Source organism: Flavobacterium sp. AC267 (assembly GCF_979258715.1).
Genome location: NZ_OZ409875.1, coordinates 5,062,403 through 5,086,100 on the forward strand (window position 1 = coordinate 5,062,403; position 23,698 = coordinate 5,086,100).

Sequence of the window (23,698 nt, forward strand, 5' to 3'; positions counted from 1 at the left end):
TTAATCTGGGAAACAGATGCTGAAGGAAATCCGCTTTTTACATCTGCAAAATGGCTGGAATACACTGGATTTGAACCGCAAGACGAGAAATCCTGGCAAGAGATGATTCATCCAGATGATTTTGATGAAAATATGAAAATATGGAAACATGCTCTTTCAACTGGTGAACTTTACCGCTCTGATGTGCGAATGCGAAGAAAAGACGGATCCTACAGATGGCATACTGCTATTGGCGAACCGATATATAATTTGGATAATGAAATTATAAAATGGGTGGGCGCTTTTACAGATATTCATACCGAAAAAGCATTTACGCACGAGCTCGAACAACAGGTTACAGCCCGAACAAAAGAACTAATCCAGATGAATGAATCACTCCAAAAAAGTGAAGAACGTTATCATTTAATGGTAGAAGAAGTTCAAGAATATTCCATTTTATATTTAAATCCAGAGGGAATTGTTGAAAACTGGAACGTTGGAGCCGAAAAGATAAAAGGTTACAAAGCAGATGAAATTGTTGGAAAATATTTTGCTGTTTTTTATACTCAGGAAGATCAGAAAAATGATCTGCCACAAAAGCTATTGGAAATTGCCCGAGAAAAAGGAAAGGCGATTCATGAAGGATGGCGTGCCAGAAAAAACGGAAATTTATTTTGGGCCAGTGTCGTTATTACAGCTGTTCATAATAAACAAGGTGATATTATTGGTTTTTCTAAGGTAACGCACGATCTAACAGAGAAAAAAAGAGCCGATGATACCTTAAAAATGAATGCCTTAGAATTGGAGCAGAAAAATAATGAACTGGAAGAAATGAACAAAGAACTTCAGTCCTTTGCTTATATTTCCAGTCATGATTTACAGGAACCTCTTCGAAAAATTCAGACTTTTGCTTCTCAGATTATGGAGAAAGAATCGGAGAATTTATCGGAAGGCGGTAAAGATAAATTTAAAAGAATGCAAAATGCTGCACAGCGTATGCAGACTTTGATAAACGATTTACTTGCTTATTCACGAACGAATGTGCAGGAACGTGTTTTCGAGAAAACAGATTTTTCTAAAATAATTGAAGAATTAAAAGAAGATCTTAAAGAAGAATTGGAACAAAAAAGTGCTGTTATTGAAATGCGACAGACATCGGAAGTTGATATTATTCCGTTTCAATTCAAACAATTATTATACAATTTGATTAGTAATTCATTGAAGTTTTCAAATCCCGAAACTCCAACCGTGATTACAATAAAAAGCGAAATTTCGACTGGTAAAAACTTAGATAATGAGAAACTGATTCCAACTAAAAAATACTGTCATATCAAAGTTTCGGATAACGGAATCGGTTTTGACCCTCAATACAACAAGAAAATATTTGAAGTTTTCCAGCGCTTACATGGCCGCGATCGTTATAATGGAACCGGAATAGGACTTGCAATTGTGAAAAAAATTGTAGAAAACCATAACGGAATCATCACTGCTTCGGGTATCCTAAATGGTGGTGCTTCTTTTGATATTTATATTCCAGTCAGTTAAAATTTCAAATATAATTCATAAAAAAAACGGAAATAACTTTAAAGCTATTTCCGTTTTTCAGTTTAAAAGAAAACCGATTATCTACTGTAAACAGTAATAATTCCAGTTGTTTTGTCTTTTATTTTAAGTTCTTTGTTTGTAAGGTTCATAATGTCACTAGTTGAAGTAACACCACCAATAGTAAGCGTTAAATCATTATGAGATCTTACATAAGTTCCTGTTGTTTCAGTTAGTGCACATTCAGAACCATCATAATCCCCATAAACTGCTGCATTACTTAATCTTAGATCTAAATAGTCTCCAGGGCGACCAGCTTGATTTGCTATAGCATCAACTAATACTTCTTGTCCACCAATAATTGTTCCCGTTTGTCTAAGGTTATATTTTCCTTGAATTGGAACAATTGTTTCTCCTTCGTTATCATCACTGCTCGCAAGACGTTGCAAACATACCTAAGCCTAAAGCTAATGCGAATAATATTTTTCTACTTTTCATGTCGATTTGTTTTTTTGTTGAATTAATTTAATAATGCTAAATTAGATCGATATACTTACAAAAAGTTCCATGATTTTGAGATTATTTTACATAAATCGCATTTTAACTGAAATTTATTTATTTACAAGTTGGTCTATTATTCAGATAAGTTCTAATCATATAAGGAGTGATAGGTTTTAAAAATTTACTAGTATTCAATGGATAAGGTGCAAATCTGTCGAAACATTCTATTGAATCTCCTACCCTTATATACCATACTACAGGTCTTTCATTTTTAAAAAAAGTTGTGGTGTCGCAGATTTCTATCTTCTTTAGCTCAAAATATCTTGCGTCAAAAAATGTATCACAATAACCTACATCTGTTTTTTTAGTTTCCTCATAATGATCGCTAACCCAGGTCATGCATTCTTTCTCTGGAAAAGCAAAATAAATTATCCCTATTGTAAGGGAAAAAAAAATAGCAGTAATTATAATAGTAGTTTTTAATCGTTGTTTAAAGTTATTGAAGACTCTTTCTTTAATATTTACAAAAAGGTTTATTTGTTTGTCATTGATCTGAGGAGATAAAAATCCTAACTCTTGACAAATTGAATTTTCACTCTTTTTTGTATCATTACTTGATACATTTTCATCTATTACTGCAAAAGGTTCTGGAAATCTGGTGTTACCAGGACTAGTTTCGTATCCAATTACACCTTTCTCCTTAAATTTTTTAAAAGGTCTAGGATGAAAATTGACCAAAACCGCCGCAAGATTAACTCCTGCTCTATCGCTTAAATCCGTTTTGCCTTTATAAAATGTTCCTATAGGTCTAAATCTATCCGTACAATCTTTAAAATTATTTCTTTTAGTGCGATCAAATGGAAATCCAAAAAAACTTTCAAAGATTACTAAATCATCAGAACTTTCATTTTTTTCAAATATCTCCCAGCATAAATTTCTAAGGTTTGCCTGTGATGGATTTGGAAAATTTTCCGACTCAACCTCTCTTTCATATTTTTCTTTAATAGCTTTTTTATAATCTTCAATAGTATAGTTGTGCATAAGCTTGTTGAATTTTTTAGGAATTCTTAAGAATTCTTAGTAAAGGTTAAACATTATCGGAATTCCCGGAATTCCGTATCAATACAGGCTCAAAACCGCCGTTACTTTGCCTCAACAAAATTAGTTAACGTTTTGATCTGCAGGTCAAAAACAAATGTACAAAACTAGTTTAATCACTAAGTGCGGAAAACCGTAAAACGGAGTTTATCCGGGAAGTATAAATAAAGTTTTATAGTTCTACGCACTTCACTTCCCAAGCAAAATGGCATCTCGCTTCAAAGATTCAGAATAGTTCTGAACGGCCGTGCCAATGTCCAACTTTTAAATTTTAAAAAAATGAAAACATTATATCTTTTGGGAACGTGTGTCCTATTGTCAACTACATTATTTTCTTGCACTGCGGACGAATTCGAAACTGAGGCAAAAAAAACGGAGCTAAAATTAAATAATGCTATGGCAAGTCCTGGTCCAGACGATGATCCTGTACCTGTTACACCTCCACCGCCAAAAAAATAACAATTAAAATCTGTAATAATCATTTTATTACTAATTTCGGGGAAAGTACTATTCATGTTACGATCCCCGTTTTTTTGTGCATTTGTTTTTCTTCTTTTTTTCTCTTGTCAAGAGAAAAAACCTTTATTGCCTAAGAATGATTCCGTGTATAAAAAAGCAAGGCTTTTACAGCAAAATGCTGTAGATCACTTTCAAAAAAACAATTATAACACGGCTTTCTATCAATTTAACAAATCCAAAATACTTTTTGAAACAATTAAAGACAGTATTAATATTGTTTTCAATTGCATTCAAATGGCTAACATTCAGCAAATAAATGGCGATTATTACGGAAGTAAAGAAACCTTAACTGAAGCACTGCCTTATAGCAGGAATGACAAGAATTATGCTGTAGCAATAAATAATTTCTTCGGAATTGCCTATAAAGAACTTTCTCTTTATAATGATGCCGTTTATTATTACAATCAAGCCATTAAAGCATCAAAGGATTCTATTTCAATGCAGTCTCCTTTAAATAATATCGCGGTAGTTTATATTAAACAAAAAAAATATGATAACGCCATTACTATTTTAGAAGCTATCTTAAATAAAAAAAATCTAAATGAGAATGTTTCTTTAAAAAGCAAATCACGCGTAATTGACAATCTGGGTTTTGCTTATTTTAAAAAAGGATCGAAAGAAAAAGGCCTGCAGTTTTTAAATGAAGGTTTACAATTGAGAATCCAAATTGATGACGATTACGGTTCTATTGGCAGTTATCTTCATTTAGCAGACATTTTACGCTCCAACTGCTATTTCGAAATCAAATGAATATGCGAAAAAAGCGTATGAAACCGCAACTCAATTTAATAGTGTTGATGAACGTTTGAAGGCCTTATCGTTTTTAATTGCTAACGGATCGGGAACAAAATATGGAACAAAATATATTTCTATTAATGATAGTATAAACAGCGTTCGAAACAACTTCAAAAATAAATTTGCCAAAATTAAATACGATTCTAAAAAAGAAAAAGACGAAAACCAAAAACTTCGATTAGAGAAAGCCGAAAATTTAGTGGCGCTTAAAGAAGCCGAAAAGGACAAAGTAATTTTGTTTTCTACCATAATTGCCTCCATAATTGTTCTTGTACTTTTAGGTCTTTATTTAAGAAAACGATACAAACATAAAACACGTCTTTTAGAAATCACCACGGCATATAACACCGAAACACGAATCGCAAAAGATATACATGATGAACTGGCCAATGATGTTTTTCATGCTATTACCTTCGCACAGACGCAATCATTGACAGCCGAAAATATTAAGGAAACCTTATTGCAGAAACTAAATCACATTTATTCACGCGTGAGAGGAATTTCCAGAGAAAACAGCAATGTCGATACGGGACCTAATTATTCTGACAACTTGAAAGAAATGCTTTCTACTTATAATACTGATGCTACCAATGTGATTATTACCAATATAGAAAAAGTTGGATGGAATGATATTGAAAGTGAAAAAAGTGATCATCCATAGAGTACTTCAGGAATTGATGGTCAATATGAAAAAGCACAGTCAAGCACCGGTAGTAGTTTTAAAGTTCGACATTACTCAAAATACATTATTAATAAATTATTCTGATAACGGAAAAGGTACCGAAAAATCAAAAATTATAAAAAATGGTTTACAAAATATGGAAAACCGTATTTGGGCCACAAAAGGAACTATTACTTTTGACACAGAACCTGATAAAGGTTTTAAAGTAAAAATAATAATGCCTAAATAAAAGCCTATGTTTAAAAAAGTAATAATTGCTGAAGATCTTGATGCAATGAATTTAGGAATTCAACAAGTTTTAAAAGAGTTAAATATTGTCGATTTTCAACATTCGAAATTTTGTGATGATGCATTTCTAAAAATACGCGCCGCTATTAATCAAAATGAACCATATGATTTGTTAATCAGTGATCTTTCGTTTAAAACAGATCATCGTAAAATAGATATTGCAAGCGGAGACGAACTGGTTGAAAAAGTTCGTAAACTCCAGCCAGATATTAAAATCATTGCTTATTCTGTCGAAGATAAAAGTTTTAGAATTAAATCTCTTTTTGAAAATGCCGAAATTGATGCTTTTGTACTCAAAGGTTTAAATAGTATCGAAGAATTAAAAAAAGGCGATCACTATAATTTCAAGTTCCGATCAAAAATTTATTTCGCCAGAAGTGGCTTCTGCTTTGCAGGAAAAAAACAATTTCGAAATTGATGATGTCGATATTAAAATTCTAAAATATTTATCCTCTGGAACTTCACAGGATGAAATCATAGAAATTTTCAAAAACTCCGATATTAAACCCAACAGCAAAAGTGCCGTAGAAAAAAGATTGTCTAAACTTAAAGACTTTTTTAAAGCGAACAACACTGTTCATTTGGTTTCAATTACAAAAGATATGGGAATTATTTAATTCCTTTCTTCTAATTTTTCAAAGCTCCTTCGGGGGCTTTTTTTATTGTCTGCAATTTAAAATTTACGGATTATGGATTTCCGTAATATGATGGTTTTGATTGATTATACATTTGAATAATTAATTTAAACAACAAACCAATGGAAATAAATATTCAACTAAAATCATTAGCAGATAAAATAAATCAGCTAAAAAGTAAAATTGAAACAGAAGAATCTACCAAACATGCTTTTGTACTGCCTTTTATACACATTTTGGGTTACGACGCTTTTAATCCGCTAGAAGTAGTTCCAGAATTTACGGCAGATCTTGGGCTGAAAAAAGGAGAAAAAGTAGATTATGCTATATTCCAAAACGGCGAACCTATTATTATTGTTGAATGCAAAAGCTGGAAGGAGAAACTAACTGTTCATAATTCGCAGTTATTTAGATATTTCCATGTTACAAAAACCCGATTTGCTCTTTTAACAAACGGAATCAATTATCAATTTTTCACTGACTTAGACGATCAAAATAAAATGGATGAAAAGCCATTTCTAGAATTTGATATCTGTAATCTAAAAGAAAATACAATAAACGAAATCGCAAAATTCCACAAAGCCAATTTCGATGTAAATAATATTGTAAGCAATGCCAGTTCTTTAAAATACATTAAAGAAATAAAAAAACAAATCAATGCAGAATTAGAAAGTCCTTCCAATGATTTCACAAAACTATTTGCAAATAAAGTTTACGCTGGAAGACTTACTGAAAAGGTCGTAGATGAATTTAAAGATCTAGTTCAGAAATCTGTGAGTCAATATATCAATGATAAAATTAACGATCGCCTAAACGCAGCTTTAACAAAAGAAACCATTAAACAGCAAGACGAAGAAATTTCTATAGTCGAAGATGATAATAAAATTAATACCACCGAAGAAGAACTTGAAGCGTATCGTATAGTAGTTGCAATTTTACGCAGAAAACTGCCAACAAGCCGAATCGTACATCGCGACACACAATCTTATTTTGGAATTTTACTTGACGACAATAATCGCAAACCTTTGTGCAGACTTCATCTTAATGGAAGTAAAAAATACATTAGTTTATTCAATGATAATAAAACCGAAACAAAAATCTCTATTTTATCAATAGACGATATTTATCAATTTGAAAAAGAATTATTAGAAACTGTCGCACTTTACGAAACGGAATAAAATCAAGTGTAAGTACGCATTTTACACAACATAATTATAATTAGATTTATCCCAACTAACAAACTTAACCAACCCCTAATAGCCCATGCAAAAAAACTACCTCATCTTACTTTTAGTATTTACGTTTTTCTCCTGCAAAAAACCTTCGGCGCCGCCACCACCGCAAATAAATTCATTTTATAAAACGGTAGTTACGGCAGATGACCGCAAGACCATTACGGCAGAAGAAGCCAAAACGTATCATGTAAACCCTACTTATCAATACAAATATAGAACTGGAAATCCGGGACATTACGAATACAATTATAATGTAAAAGGAATAAATACAAACGGCGATTCGGTTTTTGGTAATGTAAATGTTCAGGGGAAATATGGTGCTGGTATATTAGAAGATTCCGTAGCTGAAATTGAAATTAACACCGAATGGGTTTCGCACGGAAAATTAAAAGCCTTCGATAAAAAAGGAAACGAATACAGTTTAATTGTCAAAAAATAATGCTCTAATGAAATATACTCTACTTATACTTTTTGTTTTTTTTACCTCATTTCATCCGCCAGAAACTAGTGTATTTATTTGTGGTCCTACTGGGGCAAAAAAATATCATTATAAAGAAACCTGTCGCGGATTATCTTCCTGCAGTCACGGAGTGGTCAAAACATCTCTCAAACAAGCGCAGGGTTACGGCCTGACATTATGCGGATGGGAAGATTAATTCAGCTTCCCATTTCTTATTTAATCATTTGATAATAATCACTTTACAATAAATTCACATTAGTTTTATTAATTTGATATAAAACTAATCGTTATGAAATTCTTTAACCTAAAATTCCTCGTATCATTCAAAGAATGGCTTTTTTTAAGAGCTATGCAATCTTCTTTCCTTCATTAATAAACTATTTAAAAATAAAGGAAAGTACTATTGAATGAATAAAATTGAAAACTCATTTTTGAACAAAAACCAATTTGGTGAAGATTTCTTGTGGGGTGTTTCTACCGCCGCTTTCCAAATTGAAGGTGCACATGATTCTGACGGAAAAGGTTCTTCTATTTGGGATGTATTTACCTCTCAAAAGGGAAAAATAAAAAACGGCCATCATGCCCTCACCGCTTGCGATTTCTATAACTCTTACCAAAATGATATTGATCTGATTCGGGAATTGAATATTCCGAATTTTAGGTTTTCTATCAGCTGGCCACGGATTATGCCAACGGGTATTAATCCTGTAAATCAAGCCGGAATTGATTATTACAATAAAATTATCGATTCGTTACTGGCATCTGGAATCGAACCGTGGATTACACTTTACCATTGGGATTTACCGCACGCTCTCGAAGTAAAAGGAGGCTGGACCAACCGTGAATCGGTTTCTTGGTTTTCAGAATATGTAGAGGTTTGTGCACAGTATTTTGGCGATCGTGTTAAAAACTGGATGGTAATTAATGAACCTTCTGTTTTTACAGGCGCGGGATATTTTTTAGGCATTCATGCACCAGGAAAAAAAGGAATTTCCAATTACTTAAAAGCGATGCATCATGTTACTTTAGCAACTGCCGCCGGCGCGAAGATTGTACGAAACAGAATTCCCGATGCAAATATCGGAACTACCTTTTCGTGCACGCATATCGAACCTGCGACACAAAGTGCTAAAGATATTGAAGCGACAAAACGTGTTGATACTTTACTGAACAGAACTTTTATCGAACCGATTTTAGGTTTAGGCTATCCGCAGAAAGATCTTCCGGTTCTTAAAAAACTAAACAATTATATTTTAGAAGACGATTTAAATAATCTCGATTTCGATTTTGATTTTATAGGCCTGCAATGTTACACCCGAGAAGTCGTTAAATCGGCCATGCTGATTCCGTATATTGGCGCCGAATTAGTAAGCGCCGAAAAACGAAATGTGATTTCTACTGAAATGGGCTGGGAAGTTTATCCGCCAGCTTTATATCATGTTCTCAAAAAGTTCAATGAATACAAAGGAATCCGAAAAATTATTATTACCGAAAACGGCGCCGCTTTTCCCGATACGGTTACCAACGGAAAAGTATTCGACATCAAGCGAACACATTACATTCAGGATCATTTAGAACAGATCCTAAAGGCAAAAGAAGAAGGTTTAAATGTTGAAGGTTATTTTGTGTGGAGTTTAACCGATAACTTCGAATGGGCCGAGGGTTACAACGCCCGTTTCGGATTAATTCATGTAGATTTTGAAACCCAGAAACGAACCATTAAAAACTCAGGATTATGGTTTAAGGATTTTTTATCTTAAAACAGATTCTTTAAAAATATAAAAGCCTTTCACGTGAAAGGCTTTTTGCTTTTGCAATCAGATTATCTATTACAGAAATCTAAATTTATAATTCTGTTTTAAAATGCCGACATGGATCTTGCCGTTTTGTTTTAAATGCGCTGTCACGATAATATATTTTTCTTCGGGATATTTTACATCATAACTGAAAATTGTATCTCTTACCTTAACCTGAAGCAGATGTTTTCCATCATCAGATGTCGATAGTGCCACTGTTTCATAAGAAGGCAGTGCATTTGTTGCTTTTAAGTTAATTTCCTTAACTTTCTTTTTATCCAGAAGTACTTCTAGTTTTAAGTTATCGAGTTTCATATTTGTGGGCTGTTCAAACGAGACTACATATTTTTTACAGCCAAAAGTGCATAAAACAATTAATAGTAAAAGAAGCTTTTTCATAAAAGTATTTTTAAACGGATAATATTAGAATCAAAATATCTATAAATATAAATAATTTTATAACAAATCTGTCGCTTAAAAGGGAAGTTTAGCTTCTCTGAAAAACTAGCAATCAGCAGTAAAAAAACTTTCAAAAAAAATGCTTTTTTGAGCAAAAAAAATCGTTATTTTATTGATATTCATTAGGTTTATCGGGATTTTTTTCTTATCTTTATAGTATAAATAACAGATAATATATGCCAAAAAACAAACTATTTAAATGCCTAAATTACGCCTTAAAAAATTATTCTTTTTACCACTTCAAGCATTTTATTTTTCAGAATGCTTCACACTTTCATTTAGAAATTATTCTTTCTAATTTCTTTTCTGTAGAAATTACCAACACAGAAAAATTACTCGAGCGTACCGCTCCAATTTCAATACTAATTATTTTTCTCGGATTTATCTTCTACTATTTTTAGAAAATAGGTCTGCAAAATTTAGAAAAGATTTCCTCTTCTGGAAACTTCTTTCGCCTCTTCATTTTTATTATTCACCAAAACCCTTTTATATGCCAGTATTTTCACCTTCGCTAATCAAATTCTTTTCAGCACTTTCAATTCTTTCAACAATTCTATATTATTTGTATATTATTTAAAGTCCGAAACCAACTTTTTCTCGACTTATTACATCTATTAAAGTAGAGACTATCTAAACCTAAATAATAATTTAAAAACTCAAAGCAGGCTTTCTTGTTTATGTAATTGGGAATTCTCGGGAATCTTAAGGAAACGCGGGAATTCTGGGAATTCCTTATCTACAATAGCTTGAAACGCCATTCCTTTGCCAAAGAAATTAGTACCAGTTTTGTCTGCAGACTAAAACAAAATAAAAACTAGTTCTAATTATCAGTGTGAAAAAACGTAAGACCGAGTTTATTCGGGAAGTATAAAATACGTCTTACGATTCTACACGCAACACTTCCCAAAATCAATTTGGTGTCGCCTTACTATTCTCTGGATCATTCCAGACAGCCACACCTATGTCTAATTTCTAAATTAAATCAAAATGAAAAAACTAATACTATTGTTCGCTTTTGCGTCATTGTTCTCTATATTTTCTTGTACTCCTGACGAGTACGAAACGCCGCCAAAGAAGAATATCAACTTCTCACCGCCAGCAGATCCGGAGCCTCCTACACCTACACCAGATCCTGATGGTCCTGGTGACAAAGGAAATAATCCTCCACCAGCTCCATAATAAAAAAATGTTTTTAGTATTTAATTAATTACTATTTTCGGGGAAAGTAAATTTAAATGTTACGATCCCCGTTTTTTTATTTTATCATATTGCTTTTTCTTTTTTTCCTGCAAAGAAAAAAAGACCATAAATCCAAACACAGAAAATATACGAAAAGAAGCTCTCACTTTAAGAAACAAAGCCATTGAAAGTTTTGACAAACAAGACTTTAACACTTCTTACTACCAGTTTAACAAAGCAAAAGAACTTTATGAGGTCATAAAAGACAGTGTGAATATCTCGTACATATTTCTAAAAATTGCAGAAATTCATCAGAGAAATGGCGATTATTACGGGAGTAAAGAGATCGTGACTGAAGCATTGCCATACACAAAAGAAGATGTTTATTCTGCAGGCGCTAATAATTACTTGGGTATTGCTGATAAAGAACTTGCTCTTTATGATGACGCCATCTTTTATTACAAAAAAGCGACAAAGCAATACAAAGACCCTCTCTTAAGACATAATCCTATACAAAATATTGCAGTTGTTTATATTCATCAAAAAAAATATGATAATGCAATCCGTATCTTAGATTCTCTTTTACAATCTCTTTCAAGTAAAACATTAAAGGAAAAAGCTAAACCTGAGGATAAATCTATTCTCCAAGATAATTTGGGTTATGCTTATTTTAAGAACGGATGGGAAGATAAAGGATTTCATTTAATGAATGAAGGTCTCCAAATCAGACTTGATACTAAAGATACTTACGGAAGCATTGAAAGTTATCTGCATCTTGCTGATTATTATTGTAAAAAAGACTTAAAAGAATCGGATAAAAACGCTCTTCTAGCTTATAAATGTGCTACAAAACTAAACAGTGTAGACGAAAGATTAGAAGCGCTCCAGATTTTAATCTCTAACGATAACACACCAAATACTAACAATTATATACAGCGTTATTTTAAACTAAACGACAGTATAATTAAAGTTAGAAACAACTTTAAAAACAAGTTTGCTAAAATTAAATACGATTCAAAAAAAGAAAAAGATGAAAACGAAAAACTTCGTTTAGAAAAGGCAGAAAATCTCTTGTCTCTTCAAAGAGCCAAATATATGCGAATTGTATTTGTGATTGTATTTATCTTTTTAGTGATTTTAATTGCGATTTTAATACGTTATTATAAAAATAAAAACAAAGCAATAGAATTTAAAAGTTCGTATGACACTGAAACTCGAATTGCTAAAAAAATTCATGATGAACTTGCAAATGATGTATTTCAAGTAATAGCTTTTGCTGAATCTCAGCCATTAGCGAAAGAAAATACGAAAGAGAACCTGCTCCAAAAATTAGATGATATTTACGGACGCGTGAGAGGGATTTCAAGAGAAAACAACAGCATTGATACGGGGGCAAATTTCACAAAAAGCATTAAAGAAATGCTTTCTGCTTATAATACGGCCGAAAGAAATATTATGGCCACTAATATCGAAAATGTAAATTGGGAGGTAATGGATGAAGTAAAAAAAGTTACCATCAGCCGAATTTTACAGGAATTAATGGTCAATATGAAGAAACACAGTCAAGCCAGCCTTGTTGTAATAAAATTTGACAGTGACCAAAAATCAGTTCTAATAAGCTATACAGATAACGGAAAAGGCTGTGAAAAAAGTACTATTGCAAAAAATGGTCTTCAGAACATGGTAAATCGTGCTCAGGCCGTTAAAGGAACTATTGATATCGATACAGAACCTGATAAAGGCTTTAAAGTAAAAATAGTTATACCCGAATAAACAACAGGAAATTTCATATTCCGCAGGAATATCTCATCGGTAGAAAAAAACGTTTTGTTTTTCATTGTGTCCTGTAAAAACACTTCTTTTTACGGAATACATCTCCTTCCGCATTCATCAAACGTTCCTACGCAACGTATTAATATTAATTCAATTTTTTTCTACCGATGAGACATTTGTATGGAATGTTTTTTTAAATAAAAAAAGCCTTTCAAGATGTTACTCTCAAAAGGCTTTCCTTCTACAAATTAACTGGCAATCTTATTTCCATCCGCTGCCTAAGTCTCTGTAAACATGGACTGCGGCATTTAATTGTTCTTTTTTAGTATCCACCAATTCTAATTTTGCTTCTAATGCATCTCGCTGTGTCATTAAAACTTCAAAATAATCTACTCTAGCCGATTTAAACAAATCGTTTGAAACATCAATAGAAGTATTTAAAGCATCTACTTGTTTCGCTTTAAGATCATATCCTTTTTGAAGATTCTCGATCTTAGACAACTGATTTGAAACTTCTAAATACGCATTTAAAACCGTACGATCGTAATTGTATAAAGCCTGAAGCTGTCTCGAATTGGCGCTTGCAAACTCAGCTTTAATTGCATTTCTGTTAATTAATGGCGCGACAAGATCTCCGGCTAATGAATATAAAAGAGATTCTGGCATTGTAAACAAATAAGAAGGTTTAAAAGCCTGCACACCAATCGTCGCCGAAATATCCAAAGATGGATAAAACTCTGCACGAGCTACTTTTACATCTAATTTTGTCGCTACTAATTCCAGTTCTGCCTGTTTAATATCTGGGCGATTTGCTAACAACTGAGACGGAATTCCAGAACTTACAACTGCTGGAAGCAAGCTTAAGAAATTATTGTTATTGGTTCTCTTAATTTCCTGAGGATATCTTCCTAACAAAAAGTTGATTTTGTTTTCTGTCTCTTTTATCTGCTGTAAGATATCAAACTCCATACTTTGTGAAGTTAAAACTTCTGCTTCAAACTTCTTAACTCCCAATTCTGTTGCTCTTGCGACCTGCTTTTGCACTTTTACAATTTCTAAGGCATTGGTCTGCAATTTGATCGTTTGTTTTACAATATCCAACTGATTGTCTAAAGCGATTAATTCATAATAAGAATCAGCCACTTCAGCGATGAGGTTTGTAATAACAAAGTTTTTACCTTCAACAGAAGCTAAATATCTGTTTAGCGGCCGCTTTTTTAGAATTGCGCAGTTTTTTCCAGATGTCTACTTCCCAATTTGCGTATGCCGAAATAGTAAAATCTCCCAACGGATCTGGGGTTTCTATACCTGGTTTAATCTCTGTTGTGGCATCACCAGCACCTTGGCTTGTATATCTACCCACTTTTTCTACTCCAGCTCCAGCACGAAGACCTGCAGTTGGCAATAAAAGTCCTTTTTTTACACGAATATCATTCTTTGCGATTTCAATTTCCTGTAAAGTGATATTTAACTCCTGATTGTTTTTTATGGCAACATCTATTAAATCTACCAGATTCTGATCTTTAAAATAATCTTTCCAGTTTAAAGTCGCCGTATTATTGTTTGCGTCCTGATTTTGAACTGTTATGCCAAATGATTCAGGAACTGGTGCGCTTGGAGTTATTGTCGCCTCAGGCGCAGGGGTTTTGCACCCTGCGACCATAAGACAAATCCCCAACGCAATACCATATTGATAGGTTTTGAATTTATACATGATTGTTATCAATTTCTTCTGTTAATGGATTCTCTTCTTCATGTTTTACCAGTTTGTGTTTCTCTGCAATTTTGGCGAATATGAAATACAATCCAGGAATCACAAATACACCGCAAATAGTTCCGATAAGCATACCTCCCGCGATGGCGGTACCAATCGTTCTGTTACCAATTTTACCTGGACCACTAGCAAAAGCAAGCGGTAATAAACCTGCAATAAAAGCAAACGAAGTCATCAAGATTGGACGGAACCTTGCTTTTGCTCCTTCCATCGCGACTTGTAAAACAGATAAACCTGCGACTGTGTCGCTGAATCGCAAACTCTACAATCAGTACGGCATTTTTACCAAGTAACCCAATAAGCATTACCATGGCAACCTGCGCATAAATATTGTTTTCTAATCCTGTTAATTTCAATAAAAGGAAAGCTCCAAAAATACCCGCTGGTAAAGAAAGGATTACTGATAATGGCAGAATAAAACTTTCGTACTGTGCGTACAAGAACTAGATAAACGAATCCTAAACAGATTAAGAATACCCAAATTGCCTGATTTCCCTGTGCCACCTCATCGGCAGAAATACCTGCCCAGTCAATGTCATATCCTCTTGGTAATTTTTCAGCGACTACTTTCTGAATTACTTTAATTGCAGTACCAGAACTATAACCCGTCGCTGGAGAACCACTGATCTGAGTTGAGGTATACATATTGTGACGTGTAATTTCTGAAAGTCCATATACTTTTTCTAATTTCATAAAAGCAGAAAAAGGCACCATTTCATCACGATCGTTTTTCACATACAATTTTAGGATATCATCTGGCTGTGCACGATATTCTGGTGAAGCCTGGACAATTACTTTATAGTTGATTCCGAATTTAATAAAACTGATTTCGTAGTTACTTCCCACAAGAGTTGACAGCGTATTCATGGCATTTTCGATAGAAACCCCTTTTTGCTTTGCGCCAAATCATTGTCGACTTTCATCATGTATTGAGGGAAACTAGAACTATAAAAACTAAATACGTTTGATAATTCTGGCTGTTTATTCAATTCAGCAACAAAATCGTTATTTACCTGTTCCATTTTCTTATAATCTACAGAACCGGTTTTGTCAAGTAAACGAAGTTCAAATCCTCCCGCGACTCCATATCCAGGTACAGCAGGCGACTGGAAGAATTCGATATTAGCCCCCGTAATATCTTTACATTTTTCTTCCATTTCATGCATGATCTCCACAACAGATTCTTTTCTGTCGCTCCAGTCTTTCAGGTTAACCAAACAAGTTCCTGAGTTTGCTCCTGTACCTTCAGACAAGATTTCATAACCGGCTAACGAAGAAACAGATTTTACGCCGTCAATATCTTCTGCAATTTTTTGAACTTTCTCTGCAATATTATTTGTTCTTTCTAAAGACGAACCTGGAGGTGTCTGAATTACAGCATAAAACATTCCCTGATCCTCATTCGGAATAAATCCAGAAGGAACGTTGTCGCTTATTATCCATGTTCCCGCACAGAAAGCTAAAAGTGCCACAATGGTCACAACTCTTCTGTCAACAATTTTAGCTAATAGATTTTGATATTTACCTTGCGCTAAATTGAACTTTTCGTTGAAAGCATCAATAAATCTATTGGCTGGTGTTTTCTTTTTAGGTTTACCGTGATTGTTTTTTAACATCATCGCACAAAGTGCTGGTGTCAAGGTCAAAGCCACAATACCTGAAAGGATAATTGCAGTTGCCATCGTTACCGAAAACTGTCTGTAAAATACTCCAACTGGACCTGACATAAAAGCAACTGGAATAAATACCGCCGCCATTAAGAATGTAATTGCTATAATAGCTCCAGCAATTTCATGCATCGCTTTTTTGGTAGCTTTAATTGGCGAGAGATGTTCTTCTTCCATCTTGGCGTGAACGGCTTCGATAACTACAATCGCATCATCGACGACGACTCCAATTGCCAAAACCAAAGCAAATAACGTAATCAAGTTTAATGAAATATCAAAAAACGTCATGAATACAAAGGTTCCAATTAACGAAACTGGTACTGCAATTGCCGGAATAATCGTAGAACGCCAGTCTCCTAAGAAAAGGAAAACTACTAAACCAACCAGAATAAATGCTTCAACCAAAGTATGAATTACTTTTTCGATAGAAGCATCCAAGAATTTAGAAACGTCATAAGAAATTTCATAATCCATTCCTTTTGGAAATCTTTGTTTGATTTTTTCCAGTTTAGCCTTAACTTCTTCAATAACCTGATTGGCATTAGATCCAAAAGATTGTTTTAATACAATAGTCGCAGATGGTCTTCCGTTCAAATTCGAATATATATCGTACATCGAACTTCCAAACTCCACTTTAGCAACATCTTTCAATCTCAAAAGTTCTCCGTTCGGATTTGCTTTTACTACAATATTCTCATATTGTTCTTTTGTTGTAAAACGTCCTGAATATTTCAAAACATACTCAAATGCCTGAGAACGTTTACCAGAACTTTCCCCCGTTTTTCCCGGAGAAGCTTCCAAACTCTGACTTGATAATGCTTCCATTATTTCATCAGCAGAAATTTTATAAGCCAGCATACGATCTGGTTTCAACCAAATACGCATGGCATATTCACGTGTTCCTAAGATATCTCCAGAACCAATACCATTTACCCTTTTCAATTCTGAAAGCACATTGATATCGGCATAGTTATACAAGAACTTCATGTCGGTATTTTTGTCTGTACTGTAAAGGTTCACGTACATCAACATACTCGGTACTTCTCTTGTAATTTTGATTCCTTCTCTAATTACCAATGGAGGTAATTTGTTGGTAACCGAAGCCACACGGTTCTGAACATTAATCGTCGCCTGATTTGGATCTGTTCCTAAGTTGAAAACCACTTTTATCGTAGCTTCACCATCATTTCCAGCATCAGAAGCCATGTATTTCATTCCTGGAACTCCATTTAAGGCTCTTTCCAGAGGAATAACTACCGCTTTAACCATCAATTCACCATTAGATCCTGGATAATCGGCAGTCACATTCACCATTGGAGGTGAAATGGTAGGGAATTGCGTAATTGGTAAATTCAATACAGACAAAACCCCTAAAAAGACAATTATCAGCGATATCACTATCGACAATACTGGTCTTTGTATAAATTTATTAAACATTTTTATATTTTTTTAATGATTAAAACTAAAAGGAAATCAATAAATTAACATCACATTTTTAAAACTGAACACTAAAAACTGCGACTGAACACTAATTTATTCTGCTTTTAAGCGCAGGTTATTAATTACCTTTTTAGGAGATTCAAATCCGTATTTAATTTTGTCATTTTCTTTTACTTTCTGAACGCCTTCAAGCAAGATTTTGTCACTTTCGTTAAGACCGCTTTTGATCACATATAAATCAGGAATTTCACCTGTAATTGTGATTTCTCTAGAGCTTACTTTATCGTTTTTATCTATAACAAAAACATACTTTTTATCCTGAATTTCGTAAGTAGCTTTTTGCGGAATTACAATAGCATTTTTCAACGGAACATTCATCTGCACTTGGCCAGTTTCACCGTTTCTAAGTAATTTTCCTGAGTTAGGGAATCTTGCTCTAAAAGCAATATTTCCAGTTTCATTATTAAATTCACTTTCTATAACTTCAACATTTCCTTTGTCTTTAAAAGTGTCTCCGTTAGCCAAAACTAAATTTACTTTGTTATCTGCACGATCTTTTACGTTTGTTTCGTATTGAAGATATTCTGGTTCAGAAACATTAAAATAAGCAAACATCTGGCTGTTGTCTGAAAGGCTTGTCAATAATTCGCCTTCATCAATCAAACTTCCTAATTTTAAAGGAATTCTGTCAATTGTTCCGTCAAACGGCGCTCTGATTTCTGTAAATGATAAGTGTAATTTTGCCAAAGCAACTTCAGCTTTTGCCGATTGTAATTTTGCCTGAGCAACAGTTAATTCGTTTCTGGAAACGATATTTTTATCTGCCAGTAATTTAGAATTCTGCAATTCAATTTCTACAGATTTTTGTTCAGCCTGAGCTTTAAGTAATTCAGCCTGATACATGTTTGGCATAATTCTAAACAACAGCTGTCCTTTTTTCACAAACTGTCCTTCGTCAACATAAATGTTTTGTAAAAACCCTTTTTCCTGGGCGCGGATTTCGATGTTTCGAACAGATTTAATCTGCGAAACGTATTCCTTCGTAAACGAAGTGTCAATTCTTACCGGATTTGTTACAGTAAACTTTTCCGCTTCTTCTTTTTCTTCTTTTTTTGTGTACAACTGGTTAAGCACACCAAGGCCATAAAGCCTGCGAACAAGATGATTCTTTTCATGATTTTTTAAATGGAAATTAAGCGATTGAATGCTTGGAATACAGAGATTCCTTAAAGATGGTTAAAACATCAGTAAGCCTTGGTCTGACCTTAATTGTCATATAAGCGGAAGTAGAAAAAAATATACAGCAACAAGATATGCAGGATCGCAACTTAGGCAACCAATGTATACTTTTAAATCAAATTCTTAATACTCTTTGAGTAATGTATAAAGGATTTGAATGCCCTAATGCAGGCGTAGAAATTTTAAAACGATTGGAATCATTTGCAAGAGATTGATCTGATAAAGACAGATACAAGTCGTCTACAAGGCTGTAAGACGCAGCAAAAAATTTATTCGTAAGTCCATCAACATCATCATTTCCTAGAAGATCTTCCTCAATATCAATATCAGCGGCATCTTCTATAGTTGAAGATCCACGATCTTGACTGGTGAATTTAACACGATGTTTCTTTTCAAGATTATGGTGCTGAGGTAGTCCAAAAGTATTTGCATTAAGATATTGACCTCCGCCAAGCAGAAGCATATTCATGAATACTAAAAATACTATTAACTTTCTCATTTGGGTGCGAAAGTAATAAAAGATTGGAATAAAAAAAATAAAATAAGAAAGTCTTAACATGTAATCGCAAACGAAAACGTTTTCCCTTTAAAATATTTTTAAAAGTTATTGTTTTGCACTACAAATAAACACAAAACACTACAAACCAATTACTTAAAACACAACCTGCATAATTACGTATTCCTGTCCTGCTTTAGTAAAAACTTCTCCAGTATCTTCCATGCCGAATTTTTCGTAGAATTGTTTTTTTTCTGCTCTGGCATTACACCAAACTTTTTTCATTTTTTTTTCTTTTGCAGAGTTTAAAATATGATTTAATAATTTTGATGCAATTCCTCTGCCTTGATATTTATTTAAAGTAGCTAATTTTCTAAACTGCATCTCCTCTCCACTTATAAAACAAGAAACAATTGATACTAATTTATCGTCTTCAAAAACGCCATAATGCAGTCCGAAATTATCTTCTTCCAGCTGTACGAATTCAAAAGGCTGTTCCGGCCACATCACTTCGTGTCTGATCTGCCAAGTATCGGATGCAGTAATTGTTTTGATTTCCATTTTTATTTTATTGAAGTTGATCAAAAGTAACGCATTTTTATCTGAAACAGAAAAGCTTAAAGATGGAACGTAAAATTTAAGTTTAAAAGTTTACAAGAAAATAAATCAGATAAATCATTCAATTTAAATGATTTATGATTATTTTTATAAGACCAAAATCAAATAAATTCCGTTATGAAAAAATTCTTTTTAGCAGTATTTTTATGTATTTGTGTAAATGGTTTTGCGCGACTAATACAAATTGGACCACAGATTTCTACCAATATTACTTCTGTAAATGCCAAAAATTTCAGCTCAGATCACACCAATACTGGAATTGGTTTTACAGCTTTTGCCCGAGTAAATCTTTTACTTTTTTATGGTCAAGGGGAATTTGGTTATGCAAAATCTAATTTCAGCGTCTATCAAGATGGTATTGGAGAAACGGAATTTAAATTGGGAGGAACAGATGCAACTTTAATTGCAGGATATAAACTTATCCCACTTGGAAAAGCTGGAAATGTGAGATTGTTTGTGGGCTATAACTGGAAAAATTATTCAGACATTAGTACAAGTAATAATCTTAATTCTATTGCATTAGAAAAGAACAATCATAGCGTTCTTGGAGGTGTTGGAGTCGATATCTGGAAATTGACTTTTGACTTAAGATATCTAGCCGGATTAACAGATATTGATTCCTCTAATGGCGAAATTAAAACAGGCGTAACCAATTTTTCGCTCGGATTTAAATTCTTGTAAAAATATAAATTCATAAAAAAAGGGAATCAATTTGATTCCCTTTCTGTTATATCTTAACGTAGTAACTTTCTAAATTATCACTAACAATTTTTTCAACACCTTGTTCTGTTTGAACGGCAACATTAATTACATGCAGTACATTTGATTTTTGGTTTATACTGCAGTTCCAAATCGTTCCGTCTGAAAGTATAATTTCTGAAAATAATGATACTGCACATTTTTTATCATTATATACTAAGTTCTCCGTTTTTAGAACCTTCTTTAGTTTTGTTTTTCGATCCACTTCGTAAAACAAAATCTCATTTTCCTTAATTTCAATAAATTCGTCAACTGTTGTTTGATTGCCAGCAACTGTAGAAGTTGTTGACCAGACTGGCTGACTTCCTGATTTTTTCCAGGTTCCAACGGCTTGGTCGAGAATCTCTTTTCGTAAAACCTCTCGTAAAGTATCTACTTTTTTATTTGCTTCCTGAGCTATTTGATTTTCAGGTTTAATTTTAGCGACTAAAGAAAATAATTCAATAGCTTTTACGAACTCAGCTTTGTTGTAGTAGGAAACAGCCAGTTCATATTTGTTTTTTTGAAATACAGTTTTTTGATCATTCTGTCCATAAAACTGTGAAGTCATCAAGAAAACAATGAGAATAAATGTTTTTTTCATTAAAATCGTATTTTGGGGGTACGCGACAAACATACTTAATTTTGAACGATTTCTTTTACGGTTTTCCGTATTTTTATTCTAATTTTTACTGAATCAAAATAAAAAAACGTCTCTTTCCTATTGGAAAAAGACGTTTTTACTATACTAAAAAAGCAGTCTAACTATTTCAAATGTAATATATTATTTTCTGGAGTTGCATCCATAAAAATGCCTCCATCCAATTCTATCTGTTCAATTTTTTTTGTGCTTTTCAGACTGATTTTAGCTGTTTTTGGATTCTTTTCCCAAATCGCTGGAGTTTGATGTATTGTTGTTTTCGATTTATCAGCATAAGTAATGATGACATCAAATGGAATAGCAAAACCTCCAATGTTTTCTACAGTAATAACTTTTTTATCAGCAGAAACACCTTTAACTGCAATGTCAAGATAATTGTTCGTGAAAAACCAATTATTGAAAAACCAGTTTAGATTTTTTCCTGTTGAGGTATTAAATGAATTAAAATAATCCCACGGAATTGGATGTTTTCCATTCCAAGTATCCATATACTCGTGAAGTGCTTTTTTGAACAAATCATCTCCAAGCATATCTTTTAAAGCCAAATAAGAAAGAGAAGCTTTTCCGTATGAATTATTGCCATATCCCGCTCCAGAAACTTGTGTCGACATAGAGATTATCGGCTGATCTTCTTCAGCAGAACGATCATTTATATATCCTTTTACTCTAAAATTTTTATAAAATTTATCTGCGGCTTCTTTACCATGTTCTGCAATTCCAATTAAGTACTCAAAAGTTGTTGCCCAGCCTTCATCCATAAAAGCATAACGCGTTTCGTTGATTCCCATATAAAAAGGGAAATAGGTATGTGCCACTTCGTGATCTTGTACCAATTGAGCAAAAACTGGATCTCCCATTTGCGAATCGTTACACATCATTGGGTATTCCATATCTGCAAAACCTTGGAAAGCTGTCATTTTAGAAAACGGATACGGAACGCCAGGCCAGTTGTTAGAAAACCAATCTAATGCATATTGGTTGTTTTTTACCGAATTTACAAAGTCTGTTCCAGTAACATTATATGCTTCGCCTGAACGCTCGCGCGACGGTTTGTTTTCTTATCTACAACAACACTGCTGGCATCCCATAAATAATGATCGCTTAAACCAAAAGTTACATCTGAAATATTTTTGGCTTCAAACTTCCAAACATTCCAATCGTATTGTTTGGTTACAATACCGCTTTTCATTTCCTGCTCATTAGCAATATGCAGAATTTCATCTGTTGTATATGATTTTTTTAAACGTGCCGCAAATTCCGGCTGTAAAACCTCATCTGGATTTAATAAATCTCCTGTCGCATAAACCACATAATTTTTAGGTGCTTTAACAGAGAAAACATAATCATTAAAATCATTATAAAACTCCTGGCGATCTGTATGCGGTAATCTGTCCCAGCCGTTGTAATCATCAAAAACCGAAACACGCGGATAGCTGTAGGCTACAAAAAAAGTAGTTTCGTCTATTTGTCCTTCTCTCCCGCTTTCTTTAGACAAAGGATAATTCCACTGAATGTTTAAGACAATTTTAGAGTGCGGTAAAATGACTTTTTTCAATTTTACATTTCCAACTGTTCCCCAGTTTTTCGCGTCTTCTTTATACACTTCATTTTCTATTTTTAACGACGTAATAGTTAAACCTTCGCTTAAAAAATCATCGCTTACACTTCCGTCGCGAGGAGCAGATGGTTTATGAAGATTGTTTACAAAACGAATGGCTATGTTTCTTAAAGTATCTTTACTGTTGTTTTCGTAAATAATGGTTTCTGTTCCGCTGACAAGTCTCGTTTTCGGATCTACAGAAATTTCCATATTGTATTTTCCGTGATTCTGCCAGTAGTTCTTTCCGGGTTTTCCGTCTTTAGAACGGGTTCCTTCTGCGTAAGCTTTTTTAATATTTCTTGGCATGTAAAGTTCTTGCGCAAAGCTGTTTTGGGTAAAAAAGACAAATGCTATTACTGCAAATTGCAATATTTTCTTTTCCATAAGTAATTCTTAGGTCGATTAAAGTTTAGTTTTTGATAACAGTTAGTGTATTTTTTTCTGCTAATGTTACAAATTTAATTATTAATTGTTAATTGTTAGTGGTTAATTGTTAATGGTTGGTGGTTTGTCGTTTATAGTTT

General features: G+C 33.4%; 18 protein-coding genes and 5 pseudogenes. 13 read left to right on the top strand and 10 right to left on the bottom strand.

Annotation, left to right across the window (positions count from 1 at the left end; genetic code table 11):
* Positions 1–3: 3 nt before the first annotated feature.
* Positions 4–1,524, top strand: coding sequence for a PAS domain-containing sensor histidine kinase (locus ACZZ95_RS26895; protein ID WP_463471788.1), 1,521 nt, complete (start codon positions 4–6; stop codon positions 1,522–1,524).
* Positions 1,525–1,601: 77 nt separating this feature from the next.
* Here the strand turns inward: ACZZ95_RS26895 and ACZZ95_RS26900 are convergent, their stop codons facing one another.
* The gene (locus ACZZ95_RS26900; RefSeq protein WP_463471435.1) at positions 1,602–1,970 is read right to left on the bottom strand and encodes a lipocalin-like domain-containing protein; all 369 of its coding nucleotides are present in this window, start codon (positions 1,968–1,970) and stop codon (positions 1,602–1,604) included.
* A 166-nt stretch (positions 1,971–2,136) separates the two neighbouring features.
* A complete protein-coding gene (locus ACZZ95_RS26905; protein ID WP_463471436.1) occupies positions 2,137–3,063 on the bottom strand; it encodes a hypothetical protein in 927 nt (308 codons plus the stop codon).
* Positions 3,064–3,399: 336 nt separating this feature from the next.
* Here ACZZ95_RS26905 and ACZZ95_RS26910 point away from each other — a divergent pair, with 336 nt between their 5' ends.
* The 9 genes and pseudogenes from ACZZ95_RS26910 to ACZZ95_RS26950 all read left to right on the top strand — a co-directional run bounded on the left by ACZZ95_RS26910 (position 3,400) and on the right by ACZZ95_RS26950 (position 9,494).
* The gene (locus ACZZ95_RS26910) at positions 3,400–3,579 is read left to right on the top strand and encodes a hypothetical protein (RefSeq protein ID WP_095951848.1); all 180 of its coding nucleotides are present in this window, start codon (positions 3,400–3,402) and stop codon (positions 3,577–3,579) included.
* A gap of 126 nt (positions 3,580–3,705) precedes the next feature.
* On the top strand, positions 3,706–4,389 hold the full coding sequence (locus tag ACZZ95_RS26915; protein WP_463471437.1) for a tetratricopeptide repeat protein: 684 nt from the start codon (positions 3,706–3,708) through the stop codon (positions 4,387–4,389).
* A gap of 55 nt (positions 4,390–4,444) precedes the next feature.
* Positions 4,445–5,095, top strand: coding sequence for a sensor histidine kinase (locus ACZZ95_RS26920; protein ID WP_463471438.1), 651 nt, complete (start codon positions 4,445–4,447; stop codon positions 5,093–5,095).
* The gene (locus ACZZ95_RS26925) at positions 5,073–5,345 is read left to right on the top strand and encodes a sensor histidine kinase (protein WP_463471439.1); all 273 of its coding nucleotides are present in this window, start codon (positions 5,073–5,075) and stop codon (positions 5,343–5,345) included. Before ACZZ95_RS26920 ends, ACZZ95_RS26925 begins: the two co-directional genes overlap by 23 nt.
* Positions 5,346–5,351: 6 nt before the next feature.
* A pseudogene (locus tag ACZZ95_RS26930) lies at positions 5,352–6,021 on the top strand (response regulator).
* Positions 6,022–6,161: 140 nt separating this feature from the next.
* Entirely contained in the window at positions 6,162–7,217 is a 1,056-nt protein-coding gene (locus ACZZ95_RS26935; protein ID WP_463471440.1) for a type I restriction endonuclease, read from the top strand.
* An 85-nt stretch (positions 7,218–7,302) separates the two neighbouring features.
* Positions 7,303–7,713, top strand: a complete 411-nt coding sequence (locus tag ACZZ95_RS26940) for a hypothetical protein (protein WP_463471441.1) — start codon at positions 7,303–7,305, stop codon at positions 7,711–7,713.
* Positions 7,714–7,720: 7 nt separating this feature from the next.
* Positions 7,721–7,930 (top strand): hypothetical protein, encoded by a 210-nt coding sequence (locus ACZZ95_RS26945; protein ID WP_463471442.1) that lies wholly within the window; start codon positions 7,721–7,723, stop codon positions 7,928–7,930.
* A gap of 211 nt (positions 7,931–8,141) precedes the next feature.
* Positions 8,142–9,494 carry a GH1 family beta-glucosidase gene (locus tag ACZZ95_RS26950; protein WP_463471443.1) on the top strand — a complete coding sequence of 451 codons (1,353 nt, stop codon included), beginning with the start codon at positions 8,142–8,144 and terminating at the stop codon, positions 9,492–9,494.
* A gap of 69 nt (positions 9,495–9,563) precedes the next feature.
* On the opposite strand, the gene ACZZ95_RS26955 is transcribed toward ACZZ95_RS26950, so the two are convergent.
* Positions 9,564–9,929: a hypothetical protein gene (locus ACZZ95_RS26955; RefSeq protein ID WP_463471444.1), complete on the bottom strand. Its 366-nt coding sequence runs from the start codon at positions 9,927–9,929 to the stop codon at positions 9,564–9,566.
* Between the two features lie 1,065 nt (positions 9,930–10,994).
* On the opposite strand from ACZZ95_RS26955, the gene ACZZ95_RS26960 reads away from it, so the two are divergent.
* Positions 10,995–11,168: a hypothetical protein gene (locus ACZZ95_RS26960; protein WP_463471445.1), complete on the top strand. Its 174-nt coding sequence runs from the start codon at positions 10,995–10,997 to the stop codon at positions 11,166–11,168.
* Between the two features lie 270 nt (positions 11,169–11,438).
* Positions 11,439–12,941, top strand: coding sequence for a tetratricopeptide repeat-containing sensor histidine kinase (locus tag ACZZ95_RS26965; RefSeq protein ID WP_463471446.1), 1,503 nt, complete (start codon positions 11,439–11,441; stop codon positions 12,939–12,941).
* A 261-nt stretch (positions 12,942–13,202) separates the two neighbouring features.
* Here the strand turns inward: ACZZ95_RS26965 and ACZZ95_RS26970 are convergent.
* The 5 genes and pseudogenes from ACZZ95_RS26970 to ACZZ95_RS26990 form a co-directional block, all read right to left on the bottom strand.
* Positions 13,203–14,655: pseudogene (locus ACZZ95_RS26970) on the bottom strand (TolC family protein).
* Positions 14,648–17,819, bottom strand: a pseudogene (locus tag ACZZ95_RS26975) (efflux RND transporter permease subunit). Before ACZZ95_RS26975 ends, ACZZ95_RS26970 begins: the two co-directional pseudogenes overlap by 8 nt.
* Positions 17,820–17,915: 96 nt before the next feature.
* Positions 17,916–18,997 (bottom strand): annotated as a pseudogene (locus tag ACZZ95_RS26980) (efflux RND transporter periplasmic adaptor subunit).
* A gap of 179 nt (positions 18,998–19,176) precedes the next feature.
* Positions 19,177–19,560 (bottom strand): hypothetical protein, encoded by a 384-nt coding sequence (locus ACZZ95_RS26985; protein ID WP_463471447.1) that lies wholly within the window; start codon positions 19,558–19,560, stop codon positions 19,177–19,179.
* A gap of 153 nt (positions 19,561–19,713) precedes the next feature.
* Entirely contained in the window at positions 19,714–20,118 is a 405-nt protein-coding gene (locus ACZZ95_RS26990; RefSeq protein ID WP_463471448.1) for a GNAT family N-acetyltransferase, read from the bottom strand.
* A 174-nt stretch (positions 20,119–20,292) separates the two neighbouring features.
* On the opposite strand from ACZZ95_RS26990, the gene ACZZ95_RS26995 reads away from it, so the two are divergent.
* Positions 20,293–20,856: an outer membrane beta-barrel protein gene (locus tag ACZZ95_RS26995; RefSeq protein WP_463471449.1), complete on the top strand. Its 564-nt coding sequence runs from the start codon at positions 20,293–20,295 to the stop codon at positions 20,854–20,856.
* A 46-nt stretch (positions 20,857–20,902) separates the two neighbouring features.
* Here the strand turns inward: ACZZ95_RS26995 and ACZZ95_RS27000 are convergent, their stop codons facing one another.
* Both ACZZ95_RS27000 and ACZZ95_RS27005 read right to left on the bottom strand, forming a co-directional pair.
* Positions 20,903–21,517 (bottom strand): tetratricopeptide repeat protein, encoded by a 615-nt coding sequence (locus ACZZ95_RS27000; protein WP_463471450.1) that lies wholly within the window; start codon positions 21,515–21,517, stop codon positions 20,903–20,905.
* A 161-nt stretch (positions 21,518–21,678) separates the two neighbouring features.
* Positions 21,679–23,558: pseudogene (locus tag ACZZ95_RS27005) on the bottom strand (M1 family metallopeptidase).
* Positions 23,559–23,698 lie beyond the last annotated feature (140 nt).